The following is a 22,417-nucleotide window of genomic DNA, read 5'->3' as shown; positions in this document are numbered from 1 at the left end:
CCCGCCGCACCGCCGTCGGCTGTCGTGGCGACCACCCGTTCCGCGCTTCTGCGCATGCTCCAGAGGATCGTCCGTGCCCCAGCCCGTCGTGCTCATCGCCGAAGAACTCTCGCCCGCAACGATCGATGCTCTCGGTCCTGACTTCGAGATCCGATCGGTCGACGGCGCCGACCGCGCCGCGCTGCTTCCTGCTCTCGCCGACGCGCACGCCGTCCTGATCCGCTCCGCGACCAAGATGGATGCCGAGGCCATCGCCGCCGCCCCGTCGCTGAAGGTCATCGCTCGCGCGGGCGTCGGACTCGACAACGTCGACATCAAGGCCGCGACAGCCGCCGGCGTCATGGTGGTCAACGCCCCGACGTCAAACATCATCTCGGCGGCCGAGCTGACGGTCGGCCACATCCTGAGCCTCGCGCGTCATATTCCGGCCGCTCACGCCTCGCTCGCCGCGGGCGCCTGGAAGCGCTCGTCCTTCACCGGAACCGAGCTCTTCGAGAAGACCGTGGGCATCATCGGCCTCGGTCGTATCGGCGCGCTCATCGCCGCGCGCGTGCAGGCATTCGGCGTGAACGTCGTGGCATACGACCCCTACGTCACACCCACTCGCGCGCAGCAGCTCGGCGTGACCCTGCTGAGCCTCGACGACCTCCTCACGCAGAGCGATTTCGTCACGATCCACATGCCGAAGACTCCGGAGACGACGGGCATGATCGGCGCGGAGCAGTTCGCGCGCATGAAGAAGTCGGCCTACGTGGTCAACGTGGCGCGCGGTGGCCTGATCGACGAAGAGGCGCTGTACACCGCTCTCACGACGGGTGAGATCGCCGGGGCGGGGCTCGACGTCTTCACGAGCGAGCCTCCGAAGGAGGACGGCACCGCGTTCCCGCTCCTCTCGCTGCCCAACGTCATCGTCACGCCCCACCTCGGGGCCTCGACCGACGAGGCGCAGGAGAAGGCGGGCGTCTCGGTGGCGAAGTCGGTCAAGCTCGCCCTCGAGGGCGATCTGGTGCCCGACGCCGTGAACGTCGCCGGTGGTGTGATCGATCCGTTCGTGCGTCCCGGTATCGCGCTGGTCGAGCAGCTCGGGCAGATCTTCACGGGTCTCGCGCCCAGCGCGCTGACGAGCCTCGACATCGAGGTCCGCGGCGAGCTGGCCGACTACGACGTCAGCGTCTACCGCCTCGCGGCGCTGAAAGGGATCTTCACCAACATCGTCAGCGAGAACGTCTCGTACGTGAACGCGCCGCTCTTCGCCGAGCAGCGCGGCATCGAGACGCGTCTCATCGTCGAGTCCGAGAGCCCGCTGTACCGCAACATCACGATCCTGCGGGGCACCCTCTCCGACGGCTCGGTCCTCACCGTCGAAGGCACCCTCGCCGGAACGCGCATGGTCCCGAAGGTCGTCGGCATCAACGGCTACGAGGTCGAGGTGCCCATCGAACGGCACCACGTGGTGATGCGCTATGCCGACCGCCCGGGGATCGTGGCGATCTACGGCCAGAAGCTGGGGGAGGCGGGAATCAACATCGCTGGCCTTCAGGTCGCGCGTCCCGACGCTTCCGGTCGCGCTCTTTCGGTGCTGACGGTCGACTCGCCGGTGCCGGACCACCTTCTCGACGAGATGCGCGAGGCCGTGGCCGCCGACCTGTTCCGCCAGATCGAGCTGACCGGCTTCTGAGATCGGTCAGCGCTTCGTGACGCCGAGGACGAGGCCGATCAGCGAGTCGAAATCTTCGCCCTGCGGGACGGGCCCGACGACCGCGCCCGCGCCGAGTGCGTTGTTGAAGTAGAGGCCGTCGCCCACCAGGAGGACGAGCTGAAGCGCGGTCTCGTCACGGGTGTGGCCGCGCAGCGCGTCCTCCCACAGGGTGCGGACATCACGAAGCGCGGCGCTGGCCGCGGGATGACCGCTCTGGGCGAGCCGAGAGCCGGCGAGGAGCGCGCGATCGAGGGCGCTGTCCTCCATGACGGAGGTGCGGAGGTAGGCCGCGACGATGCCCTCGGGATGCTGCGCCATGTCGTCGACATCGAGGCGGGCGAGCTCCATCATCCGCTCGAGCAGCGCCGTCTCAAGCGCCTCCTTCGAGCCGTAGTGGTAGAGCAGGCCGCCCTTGGAGACGCCGGCGGCCGCAGCCACGGCATCCATCGTCGCGCCGCGCGCGCCGTCGGAGATCAGAAGGTTCTCGTACGCGTCGAGCACGCTTTCGCGGGCACGTGGGGGACGACTCATGTCTCCAATCCTCTCGCGTCTGAGCGTTCGCTCCTGTTACTATACCGGCTGGACGGTGAACTTATGACTTTGACTGAAGAGATCGCAATCGCTGACGGCCAGGGCCGGCGGGTCGGCTGGCGCGGGTGGGCAGCCCTCGGCGTGCTCATGCTGCCCGTACTGCTCGTGTCGGTCGACAACACGGTGCTGAGCTTCGCGCTGCCCGAGATCGCCCGCGCGCTGAGCCCGACCAGCGCCCAGCAGCTCTGGATCATCGACGTGTACCCCCTCATCCTCGCGGGACTGCTCGTGACGATGGGCTCCCTCGGCGACCGGTTCGGACGACGTCGGATGCTGCTGATCGGTGCGACCGGCTTCGCGGCCGTCTCCGGGCTTGCGGCCTTCGCTCCGAGCGCCGAGCTGCTGATCGTGGCGCGGGCGGCGATGGGCGTGTTCGGGGCGATGCTGATGCCGTCGACCCTCTCGCTGTTGCGGAGCATCTTCACCGACCGTGATCAGCGGCGCCTCGCGATCGCGGTCTGGGCCTCGATGTTCTCCGCGGGCGCAGCCCTCGGGCCGATCGTCGGCGGTCTCCTGCTCGAGCACTTCAGCTGGGGCTCGGTGTTCCTCATGGCGGTGCCGGTCCTCGTGCCCCTGCTCGTACTCGCGCCCTTCCTCGTGCCCGAGAGCCGCGATCCGCGACCGGGCCGCATCGACCCGATCAGCATCGCTCTGTCGATGCTGACGATGGTGCCGATCGTGTACGCGATCAAGGACTTCGCGGTGAAGGGGTGGGGCATCACCCCGCCGGTGCTGTTCGCGCTCGGCCTGGTGTTCGGATGGCTCTTCGTGCGTCGACAGCTTCGTGTGAGCGAGCCGATGCTCGACATGCGACTTTTCTCCCGCGGCACCTTCAGTGGTGCCTTGCTGGTCAACCTCCTGAGCGTCGTGGCCCTCGTCGGCTTCCTGTACTTCGTGACGCAGCATCTGCAGCTGATCGTCGGTCTCTCGCCGCTCCAGGCCGGGCTCGCCCTCGTGCCCGGTCTCGCCATGATGATCATCGCCGGGCTGGGAGTCGTCCCGATCTCGCGCCGGGTCTCGCCGCGGATCGTGGTGCCCGCAGCCCTGACGTTGTCGGCAGCCGGGTACGTCATGATCGCGCTCCTGACCGACGCGGAGAGCATGATCGAGCTCGTCCTCGCGTTCGCTCTCCTCGGCATGGGCATCGGCGCGGCAGAGACCGTGTCGAATGAGCTGGTGCTCGCAAGCGCTCCGCCCGCGAAGGCCGGGGCGGCCAGCGCGGTGTCCGAGACCGCGTATGAAGTGGGCGCGGTTCTCGGCACCGCCGTGCTCGGCGGCATCCTCACGGCGATGTACCGCGTCGGCATGGCCGTGCCCGAGGGCGTGCCTGCGGAGGCCGCCGATGCGGCCCGCGAGACCCTCGCGGGAGCCGTCAACGTCGCGCAGGACCTGCCCGAGCCGATCGGGCGTCAGCTGATGGACGCGGCCGCTCACGCGTTCGACTCCGGTGTCGGCGTGACCGCGGCCATCGGTGCCGTGCTCGTCGTCTGCGCGGGGATCATCGCGGCCACTACGCTGAAGGGATCCCACTCGCGGCGTGCCGAGCACTGAGCTCGCGACGCGCCGCGTCGCCGAGAACGAGGAGAGCGATGTCGCGTGTCGTGAAGCTGGCCGTGATTCCGGGCGACGGAATCGGTCCCGAGGTCGTCGCCGAGGCCGAGAAGGTCCTCGACGCGGCGGTGGCGGGAACGGATGTCGTCATCGACAAGACGCGGTTCTCGCTCGGTGCCGCCCGGTACCTCGAGACCGGCGACACGCTGACAGACGACGACCTCGCGGCCATCGCGGGGCACGACGCGATCCTCCTCGGCGCGGTGGGGGGAGTGCCCGGTGATCCGCGGCTGCGCGACGCGAACATCGAGCGGGGACTCCTGCTGAAACTGCGATTCGAACTCGACCACTACGTCAACCTGCGGCCGTCGAAGCTCTATCCGAGCGTTCCGGGTCCGCTCGCCGAGCCGGGGGAGATCGACTTCGTCGTGGTGCGGGAGGGGACCGAGGGCCCGTACGTCGGCAACGGCGGGAGCATCCGGCGAGGCACCCCCCACGAGGTCGCCAACGAGACGTCCGTGAACACCGCATTCGGGGTCGAGCGGGTCGTGCGCTACGCCTTCGATCTCGCTGAGCGGCGGCGCCGCAAGCTGACGCTCGTGCACAAGACCAACGTGCTCGTGCATGCCGGCGGCATCTGGAAGCGCATCGTGGACGAGGTGGCGGCGGAGCACCCCGACGTCGCCGTAGACTATCTGCACGTCGACGCGGCGACGATCTTCCTGGTCACGAACCCGGGCCGCTTCGATGTGATCGTCACCGACAACCTCTTCGGCGACATCCTGACCGACTTGGCCGGCGCCGTCACCGGAGGCATCGGCCTCGCCGCATCGGGGAACATCAATCCCGACGGCGCGTTCCCTTCGATGTTCGAACCCGTCCACGGATCGGCGCCCGACATCGCAGGTCAGCAGAAGGCCGATCCCACGGCCGCGATCCTCTCCGTTTCGTTGCTGCTCGATCACCTCGGGCTCACGGAGGCCGCTCGACGCGTCACCCACGCCGTCGAGGCCGACATCGCCGACCGTAGCTCGGACCCCCGTACGACGACGCAGATCGGCGACGCGATCGCGGCTCGGCTCCAGGCGTAGCCTGGAAATCGCCCGCCGCCCGACATCCGCTTGGAAGACAGATGACTCTCCTCGAAAACGACCCCGACGCCGGACTCGAACCCCTCGATTTCGCCGTCACCCGAAACCTCACCGCGGCCCCCGCCGCCCGTCGCGAGGAGATCCTCGCGAATCCCGGGTTCGGCACCCACTTCACCGACCACATGGTCGACATCTGTTGGTCGGTCCGCGGCGGCTGGCACCGTCCGCGCGTCCAGCCCTACGGTCCGATCACTCTCGACCCCGCCGCGGCGGTGCTGCACTACGGGCAGGAGATCTTCGAGGGCATCAAGGCGTACCGGCACGCGGACGGCTCGGTGCACACCTTCCGTCCCGACCAGAACGGCCGGCGACTTCAGCGGTCGGCTCGTCGCCTCGCGCTGCCGGAGCTTCCGGTGGAATGGTTCGTCCAGTCGCTCCGCGAGCTCATCGCGGTCGACGGCGACTGGGTGCCCTCCGGTGCCGACCAGTCGCTCTACCTGCGCCCGTTCATGTTCGCGAAGGAGGCTTTCCTCGGAGTGCGCCCCGCGAACAAGGTCGCGTACTACGTGATCGCCAGCCCCGCGGGTGCCTACTTCACCGGCGGCGTGAAGCCGGTGTCGATCTGGCTCAGCGAGGACTATGCCCGCGCAGGCAAGGGCGGCACGGGCGCGGCCAAGACCGGTGGCAACTACGCGTCGAGCCTGCTGCCGCAGGCGGAGGCGTACGAGAACGAGTGCGACCAGGTCGTCTTCCTCGATCAGGACCGCAACGTCGAGGAGCTCGGCGGCATGAACGTCGTGTTCGTCTACAAGGACGGCACGATCGTCACGCCGCAGTCCGACTCGATCCTCGAGGGCATCACCCGCGACTCGATCCTGCAGCTCGCGCGCGACCGCGGGCACAAGGTCGAGGGGCGCGCCGTCTCGCTCGACGAATGGCGCCGGGGTGTGGCATCCGGCGACATCGTCGAGGTCTTCGCCTGCGGCACCGCTGCCGTCGTCACCCCGATCGGCGTGCTCAAGGGTCGCGACTTCTTCGACGAGCAGCCCGTCGGTGAGCTCGCCCTTTCGCTGCGCGAAGAGCTCACCGACATCCAGTACGGACGACGCGAAGACAAGCACGGCTGGCTCGTGCGATTGGACGGCTGAGATGAAGATCGTACGTTTCTCGCACAACGAGACCATTCGTTACGGCATCCTCGACGGCACCGATCTGGTGACCCTCGCGGGTGATCCGATGTACGCCGGCTACGACACGACGGGCGATCGCGTGGCGCTGAGCGACGCCGTGCTCCTGGCACCCGTCATCCCGCGATCGAAGATCATCGCGGTCGGCCGCAACTACCGGGAGCACGCCGCCGAGTTCGGGAACGAGGTTCCCGCCGAGCCGCTGCTGTTCTTCAAGCCGAACACCTCCGTCATCGGCCCGGGCGACGCGATCGTCCGCCCGACGCAGTCGCAGCAGGTGGACTTCGAGGGGGAGCTCGCCGTCGTCATCGGCAAGGTCACCCGCAATGTCTCGGTCGACGACGCGCTGAGCCATGTGTTCGGCTATTCGATCGCCAACGACGTCACAGCGCGCGATCTGCAGCGCAGCGACGGTCAGTGGACCCGGGCGAAGGGCTTCGACACGTTCTGCCCGCTCGGGCCGGCGATCGAGACCGACTTCGACCCGTCGCAGGCCCAGCTCGTGGCCCGCGTGAACGGGGAGGAGAAGCAGCGTGCACCGCTGACGGACATGGTGCACGGCATCGCCGACCTCATCGCCTACGCCTCGGCGGCGTTCACGCTGCTGCCGGGCGACGTCATCCTGACGGGAACACCTGCCGGGGTCGGCCCGCTCGTCGCGGGCGACGTCGTGGAGGTCGAGATCGATGGTCTCGGCATCCTGCGCAACATCGTCCGGGATGCCTGACACGGTCGACACCCCTGCTCCGAGCGCGGCGTCCGCCGGCGTCCCACGGGAGGTCGTGCGGCGCCGCGCGCTCGTCGTGCTCTCGCTGGGCCAGGTGCTCGGCGGCATCGGTTTCGGGTCGACCATCTCGCTCGGAGCCGTCATCACCGAGCGACTCACGGGCGACGAGGCTCTGGCAGGTCTCCCGACCGCCGCGGTGACGCTCGGTGCCGCCCTGCTCGCGGTGCCGCTGGCCTCCCTCGCGTCGCGGTCGGGGAGGCGCCCGGCGCTTGCTCTCGGGATGCTTCTCGCGCTCGTCGGCGTCGCGCTCGTCGTCGTGGGTACGGCGGCGGGGCTGTTTCCGGTCCTGCTCGTCGCCTTCGCCTTGATCGGCGCGGGCCAGGCCGCCAATCTGCAGTCGCGGTTCGCCGCCACCGACCTGGCAACCGATCGAACACGCGGGCGCGACCTGTCGATCGTGGTCTGGGCGACCACGATCGGTGCGGTGCTCGGTCCGAACCTGATCGGTGTCGGCGAAGCGCTCGGCGGCGCCGTGGGGATGCCCCCGCTGACAGGTCCGTATCTGTTCACGGCGGTCGCGCAGGTGCTGGCCATCGTCCTCTACCTGTTGGCTCTCCGGCCCGACCCGCTGCTCCTCGCGCGCGAGTCGAGCGCCGGGAGATCGGGCGCCTCGCCCACGGCGCGGTCACGACCCGACCGGCCTCGCGCGGCGCGCTACGCCATCCTCGCGATCGCCGGCTCTCACGGGGTCATGGTGTCGGTGATGGCGATGACGCCGCTTCATCTGGTCCATCACGGCGCCGAGCTGTCAGTCGTCGGGCTGACCATCAGCCTGCATATCGCCGGGATGTACGCGCTCTCGCCCGTCTTCGGCATCCTCGCCGACAGGCTCGGGCGCGTGCCCACGGTGCTGCTCGGGCAGGCTCTGCTCGCCGCGTCACTCGTCGTAGCCGCTTTCGGTGCGGAATCGTCCGCCGCCGTCACGGTCTCGCTCATTCTGCTCGGGCTCGGCTGGAGCGCGGCCACCGTGGCGGGATCGGCGCTGCTGACCGAGGCGTCGTCACCGGAACGCCGGACGACCCGGCAAGGACGCAGCGACGCGGTCATGAACGTCGTGGGAGCAGCGGGTGCCGCCGCAGCCGGGGGAGTGCTCGGGCTGATCGGCTACGCGGGACTGGCGACGTGGGCTCTCGTCATCGTCGCGCTGGTCGCGATCGGTGGGGTCGTGGTGGGAGGGTCGATGCGTTCGGCGGACAGCGCGAGCGACCCGGCGGGCGTCTAGTCGTCGCGCCTGTCCACGGCAAGCATTTTGCTGCGGGCCGGAAGGCTGGCACCGTGGAGTCATGAGCCACCGCGCACAGTTGATCATCGCCCTCGTCGCGAGTGCGATCCTCTTCCTCTCCATCGCGCTGATGTTCGCGCTGGTGATCATCAGCTTCTTCACCGACGGCATCGAGTTCGCCGGTGATCCTCACATCGCCGACGCGATCGCCGTGACCGGCTGGGCGCGGACGGCGTGACGCTCGCGCGCGCCGTCGTCTCCGGCTGATCAGCCGAGGAGAGCGGCCACGGCGAGCTCGACGTCGCTCTCGTCATTGAAGACGTGGAACGCGAGGCGGGCATTGCCACGGCGACCGGATGCGGTGACCCCGGCGGCCGTCAGTCGCGCGAGGTCCGCGCCGGCGGGGTCGGGCCAGGTGACGATGGGCGTGGCTCGCAGGGGCTCGGGAAGTCCGAGTCGCTCGCGGAAGGCGGAAGCGAGGCCGGTCACTCGCGTGTGGAGGGCGGAGGCGTCGGCGCCGGCGAACATCGCCAGCGCGGGCTCTGCTCCCACCATCGCCTGCCAGGCCGGTGACACATCGAAGCGCCGCGCGGAGCGCGCGAGCGACGCGTCTACGCCGTAGCACGCGGCCCAGGGATCCTCGCCGGCGTACCAGCCGGCATGGAGCGGCGTGAGTGTCGCTGCGAAGTCATCGCCGACGACGAGGAACGCGACGCCGCGAGGCGCGCACAGCCACTTGTAGGTGTGGCAGACAAGGGCATCGAACATCTCTGCATCGACGGGGAGCCACCCCGCCGCCTGCGTGGCGTCGCACAGTGTACGAGCGTTGTTCCGCCGGGCCGCGTCGACGATCGCCGTCGCGTCGGCGACCTCTCCGGTGGCCGACTGCACGATCGAGAACGCGACGAGGTCGACATCCGCTGTGATCGCGCCGGCGAGGTCTGCCAGCGGAACCGCGCGCACGCGGATGCCGCGACCGGCGTGTGCGAACGGGAGGACGAGTGAGGAGAACTCGCCCTCGGGACAGAGCACGGTCGCGCCGTCGGGCAGGGAAGCGGCGATCATGCCGACCATGACCGAGGTCTGCGATGCGATCGCGACGCGTTCGGGCGCGGTGTTCACCAGACGGGCGAAGTGCTTCCGGCACCGCTCGGTGACGGCGGCGTAATGAACGAGGTCGGGACGGGCGTCGAGATCGGCGAGGACAGCCGCGCGGGTGGCATGCGTCGGGAGGCCCGTGCTGCATGCCGCGAGATAGCCGCGTGCGGCCGTGAATGCGGCGTGAAGCTCCTCGGGCGGGAGAGTCGTCGTCTGCATGCATCCAGACTGCGCCCCGCTGATCTATTGGTCTACGGCAGGATTTGCATGCAAAGCATCATATGCAGTTATCTGTCCGCATGAGCATCCCGGACTATCGTCTCGATGTCGCCGAGCTGCGCATCGTGCGGGCCATCGCCGACGGCGGGTCGATCACCGCGGCTGCGTCGGCCCTGGGCTACAGCCAGCCAGCCGTGAGCCAGCAGGTCAAGCGACTCGAACAGCGTCTCGGGGTGCCCGTCGTCGAGCGTGTCGGCCGGCGGATGCGGCTCACTGAAGCCGGTCGCGTGATCGCCCGGCACGCGGCGGCGGTGGCGACGGCCATCGAGGCCGCCTCCGGCGAGCTCGCCGAACTCGCCGGGTTGCGTTCGGGAACGGTGCGCATGGTCGGCTTTCCCTCTGCTTCGCCCACGGTCTTGCCGCGGCTCATGGATCGGCTCGCCCAGGCGGAGCCCGGGCTGACGCTGACGTACGTCGAGGCGGAGCCCCCCGAGGCGATCGCAGATGTCCGCGCCGACCGCGCCGACATCGCCCTCACCTTCGGCTATCCCGGCGATCGGAGCGACCCGCACGGCGAGAACGCACGCGGTCTCGACGCCGCGCTCATCGGCTACGACGATCTGCTGGCGGTGCTGCCGGCCGACCACCCCGCCGCTCACGGAAGCGGCGCCATCGAGATCGCGCCGCTGGCGCACGAGGCATGGATCGCCGGGTGCCCCCGCTGCCGAGGGCACCTGCTCGAGGTGTGCGGGCGAGCGGGGTTCGTCCCCGCGATCCGATTCGAGACCGACAACTTCGTCGCGGTCGAGCAGCTCGTCGCGCAGGGGATCGGTGTCGCGACCCTCCCGGGGCTCGCGGTCGCATCATTCCCGGTCCTTCCGGGTGTGGTCACACGTCCGCTGCCGGCGAGTGAACGCCGCGCCATCCACGCGGTGTCGGCGGGTGGCGCGGGCCGCGTGCCGGCGGTGGCCTCCGTGCTCGGCCACCTCCGGGCCGTCGTCGCGGAGCTCACCGACACGGATGCGCACGCGAACTAAGCTGGAGGGGATGTCCACCGCACCTCACCCCGCCACCACGACCGCTTCCGGAACCGACGTCCGCGTGCGGTTCTGTCCCTCGCCGACCGGCTTGCCGCACGTCGGCCTGATCCGCACGGCCCTGTTCAACTGGGCCTACGCGCGCCACAACGGCGGCAAGATGGTCTTCCGCATCGAAGACACCGACGCGGCGCGCGATAGCGAGGAGAGCTACCAGCAGCTTCTCGAGGCCCTGCGGTGGCTCGAGATCGACTGGGACGAGGGTGTCGAGAAGGGCGGCCCGCATGCCCCGTACCGCCAGTCGCAGCGTCACGAGATCTATCGCGAGGTGCTCGACAAGCTCATCGCTGCCGGTGTCGTGTACGAGTCGTACTCGACGGCAGAGGAGATCGACGCCCGCAACGAGGCGAACGGACGCGCGAAGCAGCTCGGCTACGACAACTACGACCGCGGTCTCACCGACGAGCAGAAGGCGGCGTTCCGCGCCGAGGGGCGAGAGCCCGCGTGGCGTCTGCGGGTGCCGGACCACGACCTGACCTTCGTCGACCTCATCCGAGGCGAGGTCACGTTCCCCGCCGGATCGTTCCCCGACTTCGTGATCGTTCGGGCCGGCGGCATCCCGCTCTACACGTTCGTGAACCCCGTCGACGACGCGCTCATGGGCATCACGCACGTCCTCCGCGGCGAGGACCTCATGCCGTCGACGGCGCGTCAGCTCGCGCTGTACGCGGCGCTGATCGAGGCGGGCGTCACCGATTTCGTCCCGCGCTTCGGGCACATGCCCCTCGTCCTCGGCGACACCGGCAACAAGAAGCTGTCGAAGCGTGACCCGAAGGCCGACCTCTTCCTGCAGCGAGAGAGGGGCTTCATCCACGAGGGGCTCCTGAACTACCTGTCGCTCCTCGGCTGGTCGATCGCGCCCGACCGCGACGTCTTCACGCGTGACGAGCTCATCGCCGCGTTCGACATCGCCGATGTGAACCCGAACCCGGCCCGCTTCGATCAGAAGAAGGCCGAGTCGATCAACGGCGACCACGTGCGGATGCTCGCACCCGACGACTTCGCCGAGCGCCTCGTGCCCTACCTCGCCGGCGCCGGGCTGATCCAGAACCCGCCCACGGCGGGGGAGCGCGAGATCCTCGAAGCGGCGGCGCCGCTCGTGCAGGAGCGGATGCAGCTGCTGGGCGATGCGCCCGGCCTGCTCGGCTTCCTCTTCCGGTCCGAGGTCGCATACGAGGACGACGCGCTGTCGGGTCTTCCCGCCAACGCGGGCGAGGTGCTCGTCGCGTCTGTCGGCGCCCTCGAGCTGGTCCCCGAGCAGGGCTTCACCGCGGCGGCGGTGCAGGAGGCGCTCGCGCCCGCGCTGATCGAGGGACTGGGTCTCAAGCCGCGTGTCGCTTACGGCCCGCTTCGCGTCGCCCTCAGTGGACGTCGCGTGTCGCCGCCTTTGTTCGAGTCGATGGAGCTGCTCGGCAAGGCTGAGACGATCCGCCGGCTCGACGCGCTGGTGCAGCGCGTCGGCTGACGCGCCCGGGCGGCACTCGGTTTGGCCGCATCCTCTCCGTCAGGTAGAGTTATTCCTCGGTGCGACTGAGGTCAAACCGACCATGGGGTATGGTGTAATTGGCAACACGGCGGTTTCTGGTACCGTTGTTCTTGGTTCGAGTCCAGGTACCCCAGCTTTGAGAAAGCCTCGCTTCGGCGGGGCTTTTCTGTTGGTTCCGCGGCGGCCGCGATCAGCGACGCGGGTTCGACTGTGCCAGCCGGGGCGCCACGATTGCGGCGGCGATCAGCGGGGTGGCCAGGAACAGCCACGCCGCGGACGAAAGCCCCGGGATCGCCAGCAGGGTTCCGACGATGAGGTTTCCGATCAACACCGCGACGCCCCCGCAGGTGGCGAGCAAGCCGAAGAACGACCCCGTCGGGTGGTCGTCCGCGAAGCGGGGGACGAGTGAGAGTGCGGTCGGGTTGGTCGTCATGTGGCCCGCCACGACGAGGGATGCCGCCACGACGACGATCGTGACGCGCGCGGCATCCGCATCCGCGGCGGGTGCCAGTGCTCCCAGCGCCACGACAGCGAAGCCGGCGGCAGACAGGACATAGCCGATGCGGAGGGCGACAGAAGCCCCGACGCGCGCCGACCAGCGCGCGACGGGGATCTGCAGCGTCAGCGTAAGGATCGATACCCACGCGAACATCCCGGCGGTCGCGGTCGCCGGGTGTTCCGTCGTCGCGAGCTGCAACGGCAGCGCGAGATAGAGCTGGTTGTAGGCGAGCAGGTCCGCGGCGTGCGCGGCCGAGAAGCCGACGAAGCGCCGATCGCGCAGCGACCACCAGTGGCCCGTGGGTGTCGTGGCGGCGTCCGACGTGGGTTCGCGTCGGACGAAGGGCAGCGAGACGGCGAGGAACAATCCGATCAGGACGAAGAAGGCGGCCCCGAACAGGGCGACCGTCTCGAACCCCCAGCCGAGGAGGGCGGCGCCGACGACAGGACCCGTGACGGCGCCGAGCTCGCCGGTGATGCTGAGCCAGGCGAAGAGCGACGCGCGTGTGGCAGCGCCCGAGGCGGGGCGTCGGCGCTCGGCGTCCGCCAGGAGGACGTTGAGCCCCGGAGAGAAGAGAGCCCCGCCGAGGCCGGTGAGGATGGTCCCGGTGACGAAGAGCACGAGCTGGGGCGACTCCAGGATCAGGGATGCCGCGAGCGTCGTGAACCCGGCGATCCGAACGCCGCAACCGAGGAGGATGACGCGACGCGCGCCCATCCTGTCGGCGAGCACGCCGCCGACGAGGAACATCCCCTGCTGGGCGAATGTGCGGACCCCGAGGATGAGTCCGACGGTGGTGGCCGCGACACCGAAGTCTTCGGTGAGGACGAGGGCGAGGAATGGCACGACGGCGTAGAAGCCGGTGTTGAACAGGAACTGCGTCGCGAGCAGCACCGGGGTGCGCGCGGCGCGCGGCGAGGCGCCACCGGGGCGGGGGATCTGCACGTCGGGTTCTCTCGGGCTTCGGATGTCGTTGGGGGCGCCGCCGAGTTCGGCTGAGCGACGGGCCGGAACGATCATCGCAAGACGACGGCCGTACGGCCGCGAGCGGCATGCGGTGGAGTGACAATGGGCGTATGGGACTCTTCATGCAGCGACCGGAGGAACCGAGCGAGTGGGCAGGTCTGCCGTCTGAGCCTGTACGCCGCACGTCGAACGCGGAGTTGCTGCCCAACGAGCCGCCACCCGCCGATCCCGCGGGCGATCTCCTCGGCGGGGGCGGCATCGCGTCGATCACGATTCCGCTTCCGGTCCCGTCGGAGCCGGCGGGCGAGGGGGCCGATGGCGACAGCGAGGCGGAGTCAGGTACGGAGCCGCCCGCTGTCTGACAGGTGTCGGATAAGCTGAGGTCATGGACCCGCGGTCGATGCGCAGCCGAGAGGCGCTGCGTCGCGCCGCGCTCGATCTGGCCGCTGTGCGCCCGCTCACCGACCTGTCGGTGTCGGAGATCTGCCGTACCGCAGGTGTCACCCGCGACACCTTCTACCGCCACGCTGACGCTCCCGTCTCGCTCGTCGCCGACGCGCTGAGCGTCGAGCTCGAGGACGTGCTGTCGGATGTCGGCGAGCTCGATTCGCTGTCGATTGCCGAAGCGCTTCTGCTCCGGCATGTGAAGCAGCGCGCCGACGTCTATCGCGGGGCTCTGCATCCCTCGCTCGCTGCTCCGATCCGTGCCGTGCTCGAACGGGTCATCGCCGCAGGCCTCGAGGAATGGCTCGCACGGCATCCCGAAATCGAGCCGCCTGCGATCGATGATCTGCCGTCGCGAGAGATCGCTGTGGCGTACGCGGCGGGCGGGACGGTCGCGGCGATCGAGGCTTGGCTGCGCTCGGGCGCCGATGACGTGGCGTGGGCGACGAGGGCGATCCTCGCCGCATCGCCGGAATGGTGGCTGCGGTGACGCAGCCGAACGAGAGGAGATCACGATGAAGGCAGCAGTGTTCCACGCGAAGGAAGACCTCCGCGTGGAAAACGTCGAAGAACCGACCGTGGAGGCTGGGCAGGTGAAGCTCAAGAACGCCTTCGCGGGGATCTGCGGGTCGGACCTGCACGTGTACTACGCGCCTGAGGCCGCGGGCCTCACCCTGGACGAGCCGCACCCGGTGACGGGCGCTCAGCTTCCGCAGATCCTCGGACACGAGTTCGCGGGAACCGTCGTCGAGGTCGGTGAGGGCGTCGAGGGAGTCTCCGTCGGCGACCGCGCCGCCGTCTGGCCGGTCTACTACTGCGGCGAGTGCCCCGCGTGCGAGAAGGGCATGTTCAACGCCTGCCAGAAGATCGGCTTCCACGGGCTCAGCTCGCACGGCGGCGGGATGGCGGAGTACACGACGGTTCCGGCCTCGATGCTGCACAAGCTCCCCGAGAACGTCGACCTCCGCATGGGCGCGCTCGTCGAGCCGATGGCGGTCGCCTGGCATGCTGTCGAGCGATCGCATGTGACGTCCGGACAGACGGCGATCGTCGCGGGGGCCGGCCCGATCGGTATCGGTGTCTGGTTCGCTCTCAAGGCCCACGGTGTCGAGAACGTCCTCGTTTCGGAGCCCAGCGCCGCGCGGCGTGAGACGATCGCCGCCCTCGGCGCGACCGTGGTCGACCCGGTCTCGGGTGACTTGGCCGCCGCGGTCGCCGAGCTCACCGGCGGTCGCGGAGCCGACGTCGCGTTCGACGCCGCGGGAGCGGGACCCGCCATCACGTCGGGCCTGGCGAGCCTGGTACCCGGCGGACGCTTGGTCGTCGTCGCCATTCACGAGCGCGCTATGGAGTTCTCGCCGACGCAGCTCGTGATGGCCGAGACTGAGATCGCCGGTGCGCTGGCCTACCTTCCGGCTGACTTCGATGCCGTCATCGACGCGATGTCGCGCGGCGTGTACGACACGACCGGTTGGGTCGAGGAGGTGCCGATCGACGGCGTCGTGGGAGCCATCGAGAAGCTCCGCGGCGGTGCCGGCGCAAAGATCCTGGTGCGGTCTGACGCCTGACGCCTGACGCCTGACGTCTGACGCCCGACGCGAAAGCCCGCGATTCCGAATGTCGGATCGCGGGCTTTCGCACGCTCGCTGTGCTGCCGAGCGCGTCAGCCGCGACGAACGTCAGGTGCGGCGCGGCCTCGGCGCCGGAGGCGGCGGAACGGGTTTGGCCGCGACGATATCCGAGCGGTGGATACGTTCGACCCCGCGTTTGCCGTCGACGACGACCAGCTCGTCGTCCGCGCTCAGCAGCTCGCCGAGCGCATCCGTGGCTTGTCCCGTGGGCAGCAGGTAGCGGACGACCACTCGGTTGCCCGGCACGGGCAGTCTCACCATGCGCCGGGGGAGTAGTCCTTGAGGAAGACGCCGAAGAGGTCTTCGCCGGCCTCGCCGCGGACGATGGGGTCGTAGACGCGCGCGGCGCCGTCGACGAGGTCGAGCGGGGCATGGAAGCCCTCTTCAGCGAGTCGCACCTTGGTCGGGTGCGGGCGCTCGTCGGTGATCCAGCCGGTGTCGACGCTGGTCATCAGGATGCCGTCGGTCTCGAACATCTCGCGCGCGCTCGTGCGCGTGAGCATGTTCACGGCGGCTTTGGCCATGTTCGTGTGCGGGTGGCCCGGTCCCTTGTAGCCGCGGTTGAACACGCCCTCCATCGCGCTCACGTTCACGACGTAGGTGCGGCGGGCCGGGCTGGCCGCGAGCGACGCGCGCAGTTTCGACACGAGCAGGAAGGGTGCCGTCGTGTTGGCGAGCTGCACCTCGAGCATCTCGAGCGGGTCGACGTCGCCGACGCGCTGCGTCCACGAGTTGACGCTGTCGAGGTCGGGGATGAGGCCCCCGGCGTCGATCGCCGTGCCCGCGGCGAGCCGGTCGAGCGAGCTCGATCCCGCGGCCATCGCCTGCTCGGTCAGCTCGTCGGCACGGGAGGCCGCGGCGGCGAGGATCGGGTGCGCGTTGACCGACCGCTCGAGCGCCTGCGGATGCATGTCGTTGGTGTGTCCGAAAGTGATGAGCTCGGGCAACGGCCCGTCTGGCAGGGGCGAGAGCTCGGCGTCGACGAGGGGCTGGTAGGCGCCGGGGGAGCGCCGCACCGTCTGGGTCGCGTTGTTGATCAGGATGTCGAGCGGGCCGGCCGCGGCGACGTCATCCGCGAGTCCGACGACCTGGGCGGGGTCGCGCAGGTCGATCCCGACGACCTTGAGCCGGTGGATCCAGTCCGACGAGTCGGGCAGGCTCGTGAACCGGCGCACCGCGTCGCGCGGAAAGCGGGTCGTGATGGTCGTGTGCGCGCCGTCGCGCAGCAGTCTCAGCGCGATGTACATCCCGATCTTCGCGCGGCCGCCCGTGAGCAGCGCTCGGCGCCCGGTGAGATCGGTGCGAGCATCGCGCTTCGCGTGGCTGAGGGCCGCGCAGTCCGGGCAGAGCTGGTGGTAGAAGGCATCCACGAGCGTGTACGGCTGCTTGCAGATGTAGCAGGCGCGCGCCTTGATGAGCGTGCCCGCGACCGGAGCGGTCGTCGACGACGAGATCGGGATGCCGCGGGTCTCGTCGTCGATGCGGTCGGGGGCACCCGTCGCGGTGGCGTGCACCACGGCGCGGTCGGCGGAGGCGACGGCATCCCGGATCTCTCGGCGCCGCACCTTCTTCGCGGCCTTAAACATCGCGGCGGTCGCGCGGCGCACCGTGACGTAATCCGGGTGGGCGTGATCGATGTCGGCGAGCTGCTCCAGGACGCGGAGCGTCGCGGCGAGGTCGGCCGGGTCGATGCCGCTGGGCGCGACGGAAGCGGGGGAGATCGTGTCGGGAAGCACACGGAATTCTACGACATCGGGCCTGAGCGACTCCGGTGGAGAGTGTGGCGCACTTTCGCGCGTCGGGCGCGGATTGAACAGCGATGGATGCCGCAAAGTGCGCGCCATCCGCTGCCGATGCCTCGGTGAAAAGGGGACGACCCCGCCGGAGATGAAATCTCACGGCGGGGCCGTCAGTGAGCCCTGGGAGAAAGTGACCCGAACACCGTCTCTACCGAACCGCTCACGTACAAGAGTGAAGCTACGCGGTCGGAGGCCGCCTGTCGGGGTTGTTGACGTCGCACCTCGGGCTCTGGTAGGCGATCAGCGCATCGCGTCGCCGATATAGGAGTACTTCAGGAAGACCTCCGACGCCCAGCCGGCCTCCTCGAGGACACCCTGGACCGCGGTGAGCATGTAGCGCGAGTCCCATCCCATGTAGAGGTAGCTGCCTTCGCCGAGCTCGTCCCACTGGCCGTTCCAGGCCATCGCCGGGTACACGGGGCCGCCCCGGCGGGCGCTGAAGTCGATCACGCTCTGCCGGGAATCCACCCACAGGCGCTTGAAGACGCGGTTGAACAGGTAGCGGACGTCGGGGACCTCCCAGTGCTCGCCGCGGAACTCGACGTAGTCGAACTCTCGTTGCCAGCCGCGCGGCCAACCCCGGCGCAGCTTCGCGTCGAGGATCGGCGTGAGGTTGTCGTCGTCGATCCCCGTCATCGGCGGGCGGCGCCAGAGGTCGACGAAGCGCGCCGCGAGCTCTTCCGTGCGCGCGCCGATCGCCCCGGTGTCCCAGCGCGCGTGCTCGGCGATCTCGCGAGACATCTCCACCCCGCTTCCCGCAAGGACGGAGCGAAGCTGCGGGAAGGTGGCGTCGAGCGCGCGCTCCGACCGTTCCTGCTCGAGCAACGTCAGATTGCCGATGGTGTGAGCCAGTGCGCGATGGCTGTTCTGCTCGTCCTCGCTGTAGTCGGCGAAGCGCCGGGCGCCGTCTCCGGACCAGTCGTCACCGGCGCCGGCGGGGAAGACGGGCGACACGTCGAGGAGGTCGGCGGGATCGACGCCGGCGAGCCGGCCCAGCACGTAACGCGGGTGGGGGAGGTCGCTGTACTTGAGGCCCACGCGCACGCGCTCGTCTGAGGGCGTGATGCGCGCGATCGCTCGGGTGAGGGCATCCGGCCCCTCGGCGTAGGCACGGCAGAGGCGCGCCACGAGCCGCTCGGTCGCGATGCCGACGACGACACGGCGCAGCAGAAGCGACTGGATGTCTTCGAGGCGGGCGATCAGCTCGTCGCGGGGCAGGATGCCGGCGCGCTGGTCGTGCACGAGCCGCATGGCGAGGGGGAACATCTGGCGGCCGAGAACCGCGAGGTAGCCGAGCTGGCGGCCGACCTCCGGGTCGTCGCTCGTGGCCGGGTCGAGCAGCTCGCGATAGATCTCGGAGAAGGTACGCCAACTCGTCGCGTGCTCGCGCAGGCTGTCGATGTCGAGCCGAGGGAATTGCTGGCGGAACACGTCGTAGACGCCGCGCCCACCGGTGATGAGCACCTCGCGACCGGTGAGCATGACCAGGTAGTGATTCCAGAACGACCCGATCGCGTCGCCGGTGTTCTGCTCGATCGGAAGCCAGTACTCCTGCTCGATCTCGTTCTGCTCGGTGTGGGTGAGCCCCATGAGCACGTAGTTGTGGATGAGCTCGTGATCGCGCAGCGGCTCACCGGTGGAGTTCAGGCTCTCGAAGATCTGCTGCGCGTTGGCCTGCGCGCCCAGGGTGATCGAGACGTGCTCGAGTTTCTGCAGCCCACGCCACAGCGTGGCGGCCTCGCCTGGGCGGATCTGGCTGCGGAAGAACGCGTAGTTGTCGTCGAAACGCGAGGCGCGCTGCTCGTCCTCCGGCCCGCGCCGATCGAGGACGACACTCTCGAAGACGTCGGCCCACGCACGGTGGGGTCGGAGCTTGGTGCGCGACGGGTCGTCCGCTCGCACGAGCACGGCCTCCAGCTCTCGCGCGAGGCCGGGATCGTCGTCGCGCAGCGTGTGATGCAGGGCTGCCACCAGCAGCATCAGCGTCGTGATCCGCTGCTGCCCGTCGATGAGCACGAGCTGGGCATCGTCGTCGGTCGAGGTGCTCGCGGTGGAGAGGATCGATCCGATGAAGTGGGTGTGAGCGTCATCCGAGGCCGAGACCGATCGGATGTCGCCGAGCAGCTGCTCGCAGCCGCCGATGTCCCAGCGGTACTGACGCTGATAGACCGGCACGACGATGGTGGTCTCGGATGCCGAGAGCCAGCCGATCGTGTTGACGGCGGTCGCTTCGACATTCGTGGCAGTGCTCATGTTCTCCGAAATCGCTCCTCGAAAACCCCGGACGAGTCTACCGGCGCGCTCAGGAGCCGTAGGTAGGCTGACCTAAGTCGGGCCTGTAAAAACTTCGCTTGTCCGACAGAAAGGTCATGATCCGTCATGGGTTACATCAAGTCCGCTGCCCTCGAGGAGACCGGCTACGTCGTCCTCGACCGCTACAACAAGGAGATCGATCCGAAGGAATGGCTCGACGTCGAGTACGTCGACTGGAAGTCCTCCGGAGACACCCGCTTCGCCCCGCTGGCCTCGGCCAAGGGTGAGATCGAGTGCAACGGTTTCTGGAACCACAAGCCGCCGCGCACCGACAAGGACGGTGTCTGGATCGATTCGCAGACCGCGATCGCGCCGACGCTGACCGCGCGTGCGCAGGAGCCCGGCGCGAACGTCGGCCGCTGCCGCATCATCGAGCTGCAGCCGAACACGTATGCCGACTGCCTCTACAACCTGCACCAGGACGACAACAACCGCCTCAACCCCGATGGCACGGGTTGGGTCGTCCGCGGCTTCTTCAACCTGACGGACGACAAGACCAGCTACTTCGTGCTGCGTGAGAACCGCACCGACCCCAGCGAGGAGACGCGCATCGCCCTCCCCGCCGGCGCGCAGCTCATCGTCGACACCCAGCGCCTGTGGCACGCCGCCGCTCACTACGGTGACGAGCCGCGCTACTGCCTCATCACGTCGTGGGAGTCCGGCCCCGAGCTCGACGCCTACATCGCCAAGTACAACGGCGTGAACAAGGTGGAGAGCTACCCGGTCGACCAGGAGATCCTCGATGCCGGTCAGATCGAGCAGGAGCGCCGTATCGCCGCTCGCGCCGCCGCCCTCGCGGCACGCGGTCAGCAGGAGGTCATCGCGATGAGCGAGGCCTGAGCTCGCACTCGCTGTAGGGGAGGCGTCGGCTGCGGCCGGCGCCTCCCTTTTGCCGTGAGGGCCGCGGGACCAAGGACCGTGTTGCTTTTTGTTGCTTTGGCTTTGATTGCGTTGTAACGTGTGGGCATCCGAAGGAGGATGTCGTGTACGCAATGGAGCGCCAGCAGCTCATCGAACGAATGCTCGTCGCTAACGGTCGCGTGGCCGTGGTCGACCTCGCATCGCGCTTCGACGTCACGACCGAGACCGTCCGCAGAGACCTCGCGGCCCTCGAAGAGACCGGGGTTCTGCGTCGCGTGCACGGAGGTGCAGTCTCCGCTGAGCGTGTCAGCACCGCCGAGCCTTCGGTCGCCGAACGTTCCCAGCGGCATTCTGCAGCCAAGGAACGAATCGCCCGCCGCGCACTCTCAGCGCTTCCGGCCGCGGCCGGATCCATCTACATCGACGCCGGCACCACCACCGCGTCGTTCGCCGAGGCTCTGGTCGAGCGCGGCGCACCGAGCGGGCTCGAGGTCGTCACCCACTCGATGACGATCGCGCACTCCCTCGCCGGTGCGAGCGGCATCGGCCTCACCGCGATCGGCGGCCGCGTCCGGGGTCTCACCGCAGCCGCCGTCGGCTCGGACACCGTTGCCGCGATCACGCGGCTGCGCCCCGACGTGGCCCTGATCGGCACCAACGGCATCGCCCGAGGTGCGGGGCTGACGACGCCCGACCCCGACGAAGCCGCCGTGAAGCGAGCGATCGTGGCGGGTGCGCGCCGCGTGATCGTGCTCGCCGACGCCGACAAGTTCGACGCCGAGCTGCTCGTGTCGTTCGCCGACCTGTCGGAGCTCGACGTCATCGTGACCGACCGTGAGCCCGAGGACGATCTCGCTCTCGCCCTGCGCGAGGCCGACGTGGAGGTATGGACCGCATGATCGTGACCCTGACGGTGCATCCGTCGCTCGACCGGACGATCTCGATCGACGCTGCGCTCCGCGTCGGAGAGGTGCAGACCGCGTCGGCCGTGCGCGAAGACGCCGGTGGCAAGGGCATCAACGTGGCCCGTGTCCTCCGGGCATCGGGAGCCGAAAGTCTGGCGGTGCTGCCGCTCGACCCGGCCGACCCGTTCGCCGCCGCGCTCGCGGCCGCCGATGTCGATGTCCGCACCGTGCCCGTCCGGGGACGCACCCGCGCGAACATCGCGGTCACGGATCCCACCGGCGAGACGACGAAGATCAACCTTCCCGGTGTGGCCTTGAGCGAGGGTGATCTCGATCACGTGATCGAGGTGGTCGCCGAGTCCGCGCGAGGCGCGCAATGGCTCGTCCTCGCCGGCTCTCTCGCGCCGGGGCTGCCTGACGACACCTATGTTCGGGTCATCCGCGCGGTGCGGGACCGGCTCGGCGAGCACGCACCCCGGGTGGCGGTGGACACCTCGGGTGCCGCGCTGCGCGCGGTCGTCGCGGACGGGCGTCCCGATCTCATCAAGCCCAACGACGAGGAGCTCGCCGACCTGCTCGGTGCGGCACTGCCAGCCGCCGAGCACCTCGCCGATGCCGTCCACATCGCATCGCGCGAGCTCGTGCCCGCGACGGTGGGGGCGGCCCTCATCACGCTCGGCGGCGACGGAGCTGTCTTCGTCTCCGAGCACGGCGCGTGGGCGGCCTCGCCGCCTCCCACTCGTGTGCGCAGCACGGTCGGAGCCGGCGACAGCTCGCTCGCGGGCTTCCTTCTCGCCGACTCGCGTGGCGCCGATCCCGCCGCGGCTCTCGTGTCCGGCATCCGTTACGGCTCCGCTGCCGCGGCGCTCGACGGCACGCAGGCGCCGACTCCCGCCGATCTCCCCACCGCGGACATCCCCGTCCGCGTGCTCCATCACTGATCCGAACGACCCGCACCACTCGAACCAGGA

General features: G+C 69.3%; 20 protein-coding genes and 1 tRNA gene. 15 read left to right on the top strand and 6 right to left on the bottom strand.

Annotation, left to right across the window (positions count from 1 at the left end):
- The first annotated feature begins 73 nt into the window (after positions 1-73).
- A complete protein-coding gene (serA, locus tag ACU6RU_RS06635; protein ID WP_289331354.1) occupies positions 74-1,678 on the top strand; it encodes a phosphoglycerate dehydrogenase in 1,605 nt (534 codons plus the stop codon).
- A gap of 6 nt (positions 1,679-1,684) precedes the next feature.
- Here serA and ACU6RU_RS06630 read toward each other — a convergent pair whose 3' ends face one another.
- Entirely contained in the window at positions 1,685-2,230 is a 546-nt protein-coding gene (locus ACU6RU_RS06630) for a TetR/AcrR family transcriptional regulator (protein ID WP_289331355.1), read from the bottom strand.
- Between the two features lie 63 nt (positions 2,231-2,293).
- Between ACU6RU_RS06630 and ACU6RU_RS06625 the strand changes: the two genes are divergently transcribed.
- The 6 genes from ACU6RU_RS06625 (at position 2,294) to ACU6RU_RS06600 (ending at position 8,366) form a co-directional block, all read left to right on the top strand.
- Positions 2,294-3,841 carry an MFS transporter gene (locus tag ACU6RU_RS06625; RefSeq protein WP_446726166.1) on the top strand — a complete coding sequence of 516 codons (1,548 nt, stop codon included), beginning with the start codon at positions 2,294-2,296 and terminating at the stop codon, positions 3,839-3,841.
- A gap of 38 nt (positions 3,842-3,879) precedes the next feature.
- The gene (locus tag ACU6RU_RS06620; RefSeq protein WP_120262756.1) at positions 3,880-4,932 is read left to right on the top strand and encodes a 3-isopropylmalate dehydrogenase; all 1,053 of its coding nucleotides are present in this window, start codon (positions 3,880-3,882) and stop codon (positions 4,930-4,932) included.
- Positions 4,933-4,973: 41 nt separating this feature from the next.
- Positions 4,974-6,080: a branched-chain amino acid aminotransferase gene (locus tag ACU6RU_RS06615; RefSeq protein WP_289331357.1), complete on the top strand. Its 1,107-nt coding sequence runs from the start codon at positions 4,974-4,976 to the stop codon at positions 6,078-6,080.
- Between the two features lies 1 nt (position 6,081).
- Positions 6,082-6,846 (top strand): fumarylacetoacetate hydrolase family protein, encoded by a 765-nt coding sequence (locus ACU6RU_RS06610; RefSeq protein ID WP_120262754.1) that lies wholly within the window; start codon positions 6,082-6,084, stop codon positions 6,844-6,846.
- Complete coding sequence (locus ACU6RU_RS06605; RefSeq protein ID WP_446726165.1) at positions 6,839-8,128, top strand: MFS transporter; 1,290 nt, start codon at positions 6,839-6,841, stop codon at positions 8,126-8,128. The genes ACU6RU_RS06610 and ACU6RU_RS06605 overlap by 8 nt, the downstream gene beginning before the upstream one ends.
- Positions 8,129-8,189: 61 nt before the next feature.
- On the top strand, positions 8,190-8,366 hold the full coding sequence (locus ACU6RU_RS06600) for a hypothetical protein (protein ID WP_183045267.1): 177 nt from the start codon (positions 8,190-8,192) through the stop codon (positions 8,364-8,366).
- 29 nt (positions 8,367-8,395) lie between these two features.
- On the opposite strand, the gene ACU6RU_RS06595 is transcribed toward ACU6RU_RS06600, so the two are convergent.
- Positions 8,396-9,445, bottom strand: a complete 1,050-nt coding sequence (locus ACU6RU_RS06595) for an aminotransferase class V-fold PLP-dependent enzyme (RefSeq protein ID WP_446726164.1) — start codon at positions 9,443-9,445, stop codon at positions 8,396-8,398.
- An 80-nt stretch (positions 9,446-9,525) separates the two neighbouring features.
- Here ACU6RU_RS06595 and ACU6RU_RS06590 point away from each other — a divergent pair, with 80 nt between their 5' ends.
- The 3 genes from ACU6RU_RS06590 (at position 9,526) to ACU6RU_RS06580 (ending at position 12,162) form a co-directional block, all read left to right on the top strand.
- The gene (locus tag ACU6RU_RS06590) at positions 9,526-10,482 is read left to right on the top strand and encodes a LysR family transcriptional regulator (RefSeq protein WP_446726163.1); all 957 of its coding nucleotides are present in this window, start codon (positions 9,526-9,528) and stop codon (positions 10,480-10,482) included.
- A 10-nt stretch (positions 10,483-10,492) separates the two neighbouring features.
- Complete coding sequence (gene gltX / locus ACU6RU_RS06585) at positions 10,493-12,007, top strand: glutamate--tRNA ligase (protein WP_446726162.1); 1,515 nt, start codon at positions 10,493-10,495, stop codon at positions 12,005-12,007.
- An 83-nt stretch (positions 12,008-12,090) separates the two neighbouring features.
- Positions 12,091-12,162: transfer RNA gene (locus ACU6RU_RS06580), tRNA-Gln, on the top strand.
- A 56-nt stretch (positions 12,163-12,218) separates the two neighbouring features.
- On the opposite strand, the gene ACU6RU_RS06575 is transcribed toward ACU6RU_RS06580, so the two are convergent.
- On the bottom strand, positions 12,219-13,472 hold the full coding sequence (locus tag ACU6RU_RS06575) for an MFS transporter (protein ID WP_446726161.1): 1,254 nt from the start codon (positions 13,470-13,472) through the stop codon (positions 12,219-12,221).
- A gap of 406 nt (positions 13,473-13,878) precedes the next feature.
- On the opposite strand from ACU6RU_RS06575, the gene ACU6RU_RS06570 reads away from it, so the two are divergent.
- Complete coding sequence (locus ACU6RU_RS06570; RefSeq protein ID WP_446726160.1) at positions 13,879-14,427, top strand: TetR/AcrR family transcriptional regulator; 549 nt, start codon at positions 13,879-13,881, stop codon at positions 14,425-14,427.
- Positions 14,428-14,452: 25 nt separating this feature from the next.
- The gene (locus ACU6RU_RS06565; protein ID WP_446726159.1) at positions 14,453-15,505 is read left to right on the top strand and encodes an alcohol dehydrogenase catalytic domain-containing protein; all 1,053 of its coding nucleotides are present in this window, start codon (positions 14,453-14,455) and stop codon (positions 15,503-15,505) included.
- 111 nt (positions 15,506-15,616) lie between these two features.
- Here the strand turns inward: ACU6RU_RS06565 and ACU6RU_RS06560 are convergent, their stop codons facing one another.
- From ACU6RU_RS06560 to ACU6RU_RS06550, 3 genes are all read right to left on the bottom strand, one after another.
- Positions 15,617-15,829: a putative acetyltransferase gene (locus ACU6RU_RS06560; RefSeq protein ID WP_289331366.1), complete on the bottom strand. Its 213-nt coding sequence runs from the start codon at positions 15,827-15,829 to the stop codon at positions 15,617-15,619.
- Positions 15,823-17,304, bottom strand: coding sequence for an SDR family NAD(P)-dependent oxidoreductase (locus ACU6RU_RS06555; protein WP_259455182.1), 1,482 nt, complete (start codon positions 17,302-17,304; stop codon positions 15,823-15,825). The genes ACU6RU_RS06560 and ACU6RU_RS06555 overlap by 7 nt, the downstream gene beginning before the upstream one ends.
- A gap of 303 nt (positions 17,305-17,607) precedes the next feature.
- On the bottom strand, positions 17,608-19,620 hold the full coding sequence (locus ACU6RU_RS06550) for a DUF262 domain-containing protein (RefSeq protein WP_446726158.1): 2,013 nt from the start codon (positions 19,618-19,620) through the stop codon (positions 17,608-17,610).
- Between the two features lie 126 nt (positions 19,621-19,746).
- On the opposite strand from ACU6RU_RS06550, the gene ACU6RU_RS06545 reads away from it, so the two are divergent.
- From ACU6RU_RS06545 to ACU6RU_RS06535, 3 genes are all read left to right on the top strand, one after another.
- The gene (locus tag ACU6RU_RS06545) at positions 19,747-20,520 is read left to right on the top strand and encodes a hypothetical protein (protein ID WP_120262742.1); all 774 of its coding nucleotides are present in this window, start codon (positions 19,747-19,749) and stop codon (positions 20,518-20,520) included.
- A gap of 143 nt (positions 20,521-20,663) precedes the next feature.
- Positions 20,664-21,440: a DeoR/GlpR family DNA-binding transcription regulator gene (locus ACU6RU_RS06540; protein WP_289331369.1), complete on the top strand. Its 777-nt coding sequence runs from the start codon at positions 20,664-20,666 to the stop codon at positions 21,438-21,440.
- The gene (locus ACU6RU_RS06535) at positions 21,437-22,387 is read left to right on the top strand and encodes a 1-phosphofructokinase family hexose kinase (protein ID WP_446726314.1); all 951 of its coding nucleotides are present in this window, start codon (positions 21,437-21,439) and stop codon (positions 22,385-22,387) included. Before ACU6RU_RS06540 ends, ACU6RU_RS06535 begins: the two co-directional genes overlap by 4 nt.
- The last annotated feature ends 30 nt before the right edge of the window (positions 22,388-22,417 follow it).

Source organism: Microbacterium sp. F1-18 (genome assembly GCF_052921305.1).
Note: the sequence above shows the minus strand (reverse complement) of the source record. Positions and strands in the feature narration are given on the sequence as shown.

Excerpts from the sequence above, each read along its gene's own strand:
- ACU6RU_RS06630 (WP_289331355.1), bottom strand. The coding sequence starts at position 2,230 with ATGAGTCGTCCCCCACGTGCCCGCGAAAGCGTGCTCGACGCGTACGAG.
- ACU6RU_RS06625 (WP_446726166.1), top strand. The coding sequence starts at position 2,294 with ATGACTTTGACTGAAGAGATCGCAATCGCTGACGGCCAGGGCCGGCGG.
- ACU6RU_RS06620 (WP_120262756.1), top strand. The coding sequence starts at position 3,880 with ATGTCGCGTGTCGTGAAGCTGGCCGTGATTCCGGGCGACGGAATCGGT.
- ACU6RU_RS06615 (WP_289331357.1), top strand. The coding sequence starts at position 4,974 with ATGACTCTCCTCGAAAACGACCCCGACGCCGGACTCGAACCCCTCGAT.
- ACU6RU_RS06610 (WP_120262754.1), top strand. The coding sequence starts at position 6,082 with ATGAAGATCGTACGTTTCTCGCACAACGAGACCATTCGTTACGGCATC.
- ACU6RU_RS06605 (WP_446726165.1), top strand. The coding sequence starts at position 6,839 with ATGCCTGACACGGTCGACACCCCTGCTCCGAGCGCGGCGTCCGCCGGC.
- ACU6RU_RS06600 (WP_183045267.1), top strand. The coding sequence starts at position 8,190 with ATGAGCCACCGCGCACAGTTGATCATCGCCCTCGTCGCGAGTGCGATC.
- ACU6RU_RS06595 (WP_446726164.1), bottom strand. The coding sequence starts at position 9,445 with ATGCAGACGACGACTCTCCCGCCCGAGGAGCTTCACGCCGCATTCACG.
- ACU6RU_RS06590 (WP_446726163.1), top strand. The coding sequence starts at position 9,526 with ATGAGCATCCCGGACTATCGTCTCGATGTCGCCGAGCTGCGCATCGTG.
- gltX (WP_446726162.1), top strand. The coding sequence starts at position 10,493 with ATGTCCACCGCACCTCACCCCGCCACCACGACCGCTTCCGGAACCGAC.
- ACU6RU_RS06570 (WP_446726160.1), top strand. The coding sequence starts at position 13,879 with ATGGACCCGCGGTCGATGCGCAGCCGAGAGGCGCTGCGTCGCGCCGCG.
- ACU6RU_RS06565 (WP_446726159.1), top strand. The coding sequence starts at position 14,453 with ATGAAGGCAGCAGTGTTCCACGCGAAGGAAGACCTCCGCGTGGAAAAC.
- ACU6RU_RS06560 (WP_289331366.1), bottom strand. The coding sequence starts at position 15,829 with ATGGTGAGACTGCCCGTGCCGGGCAACCGAGTGGTCGTCCGCTACCTG.
- ACU6RU_RS06550 (WP_446726158.1), bottom strand. The coding sequence starts at position 19,620 with ATGAGCACTGCCACGAATGTCGAAGCGACCGCCGTCAACACGATCGGC.
- ACU6RU_RS06545 (WP_120262742.1), top strand. The coding sequence starts at position 19,747 with ATGGGTTACATCAAGTCCGCTGCCCTCGAGGAGACCGGCTACGTCGTC.
- ACU6RU_RS06535 (WP_446726314.1), top strand. The coding sequence starts at position 21,437 with ATGATCGTGACCCTGACGGTGCATCCGTCGCTCGACCGGACGATCTCG.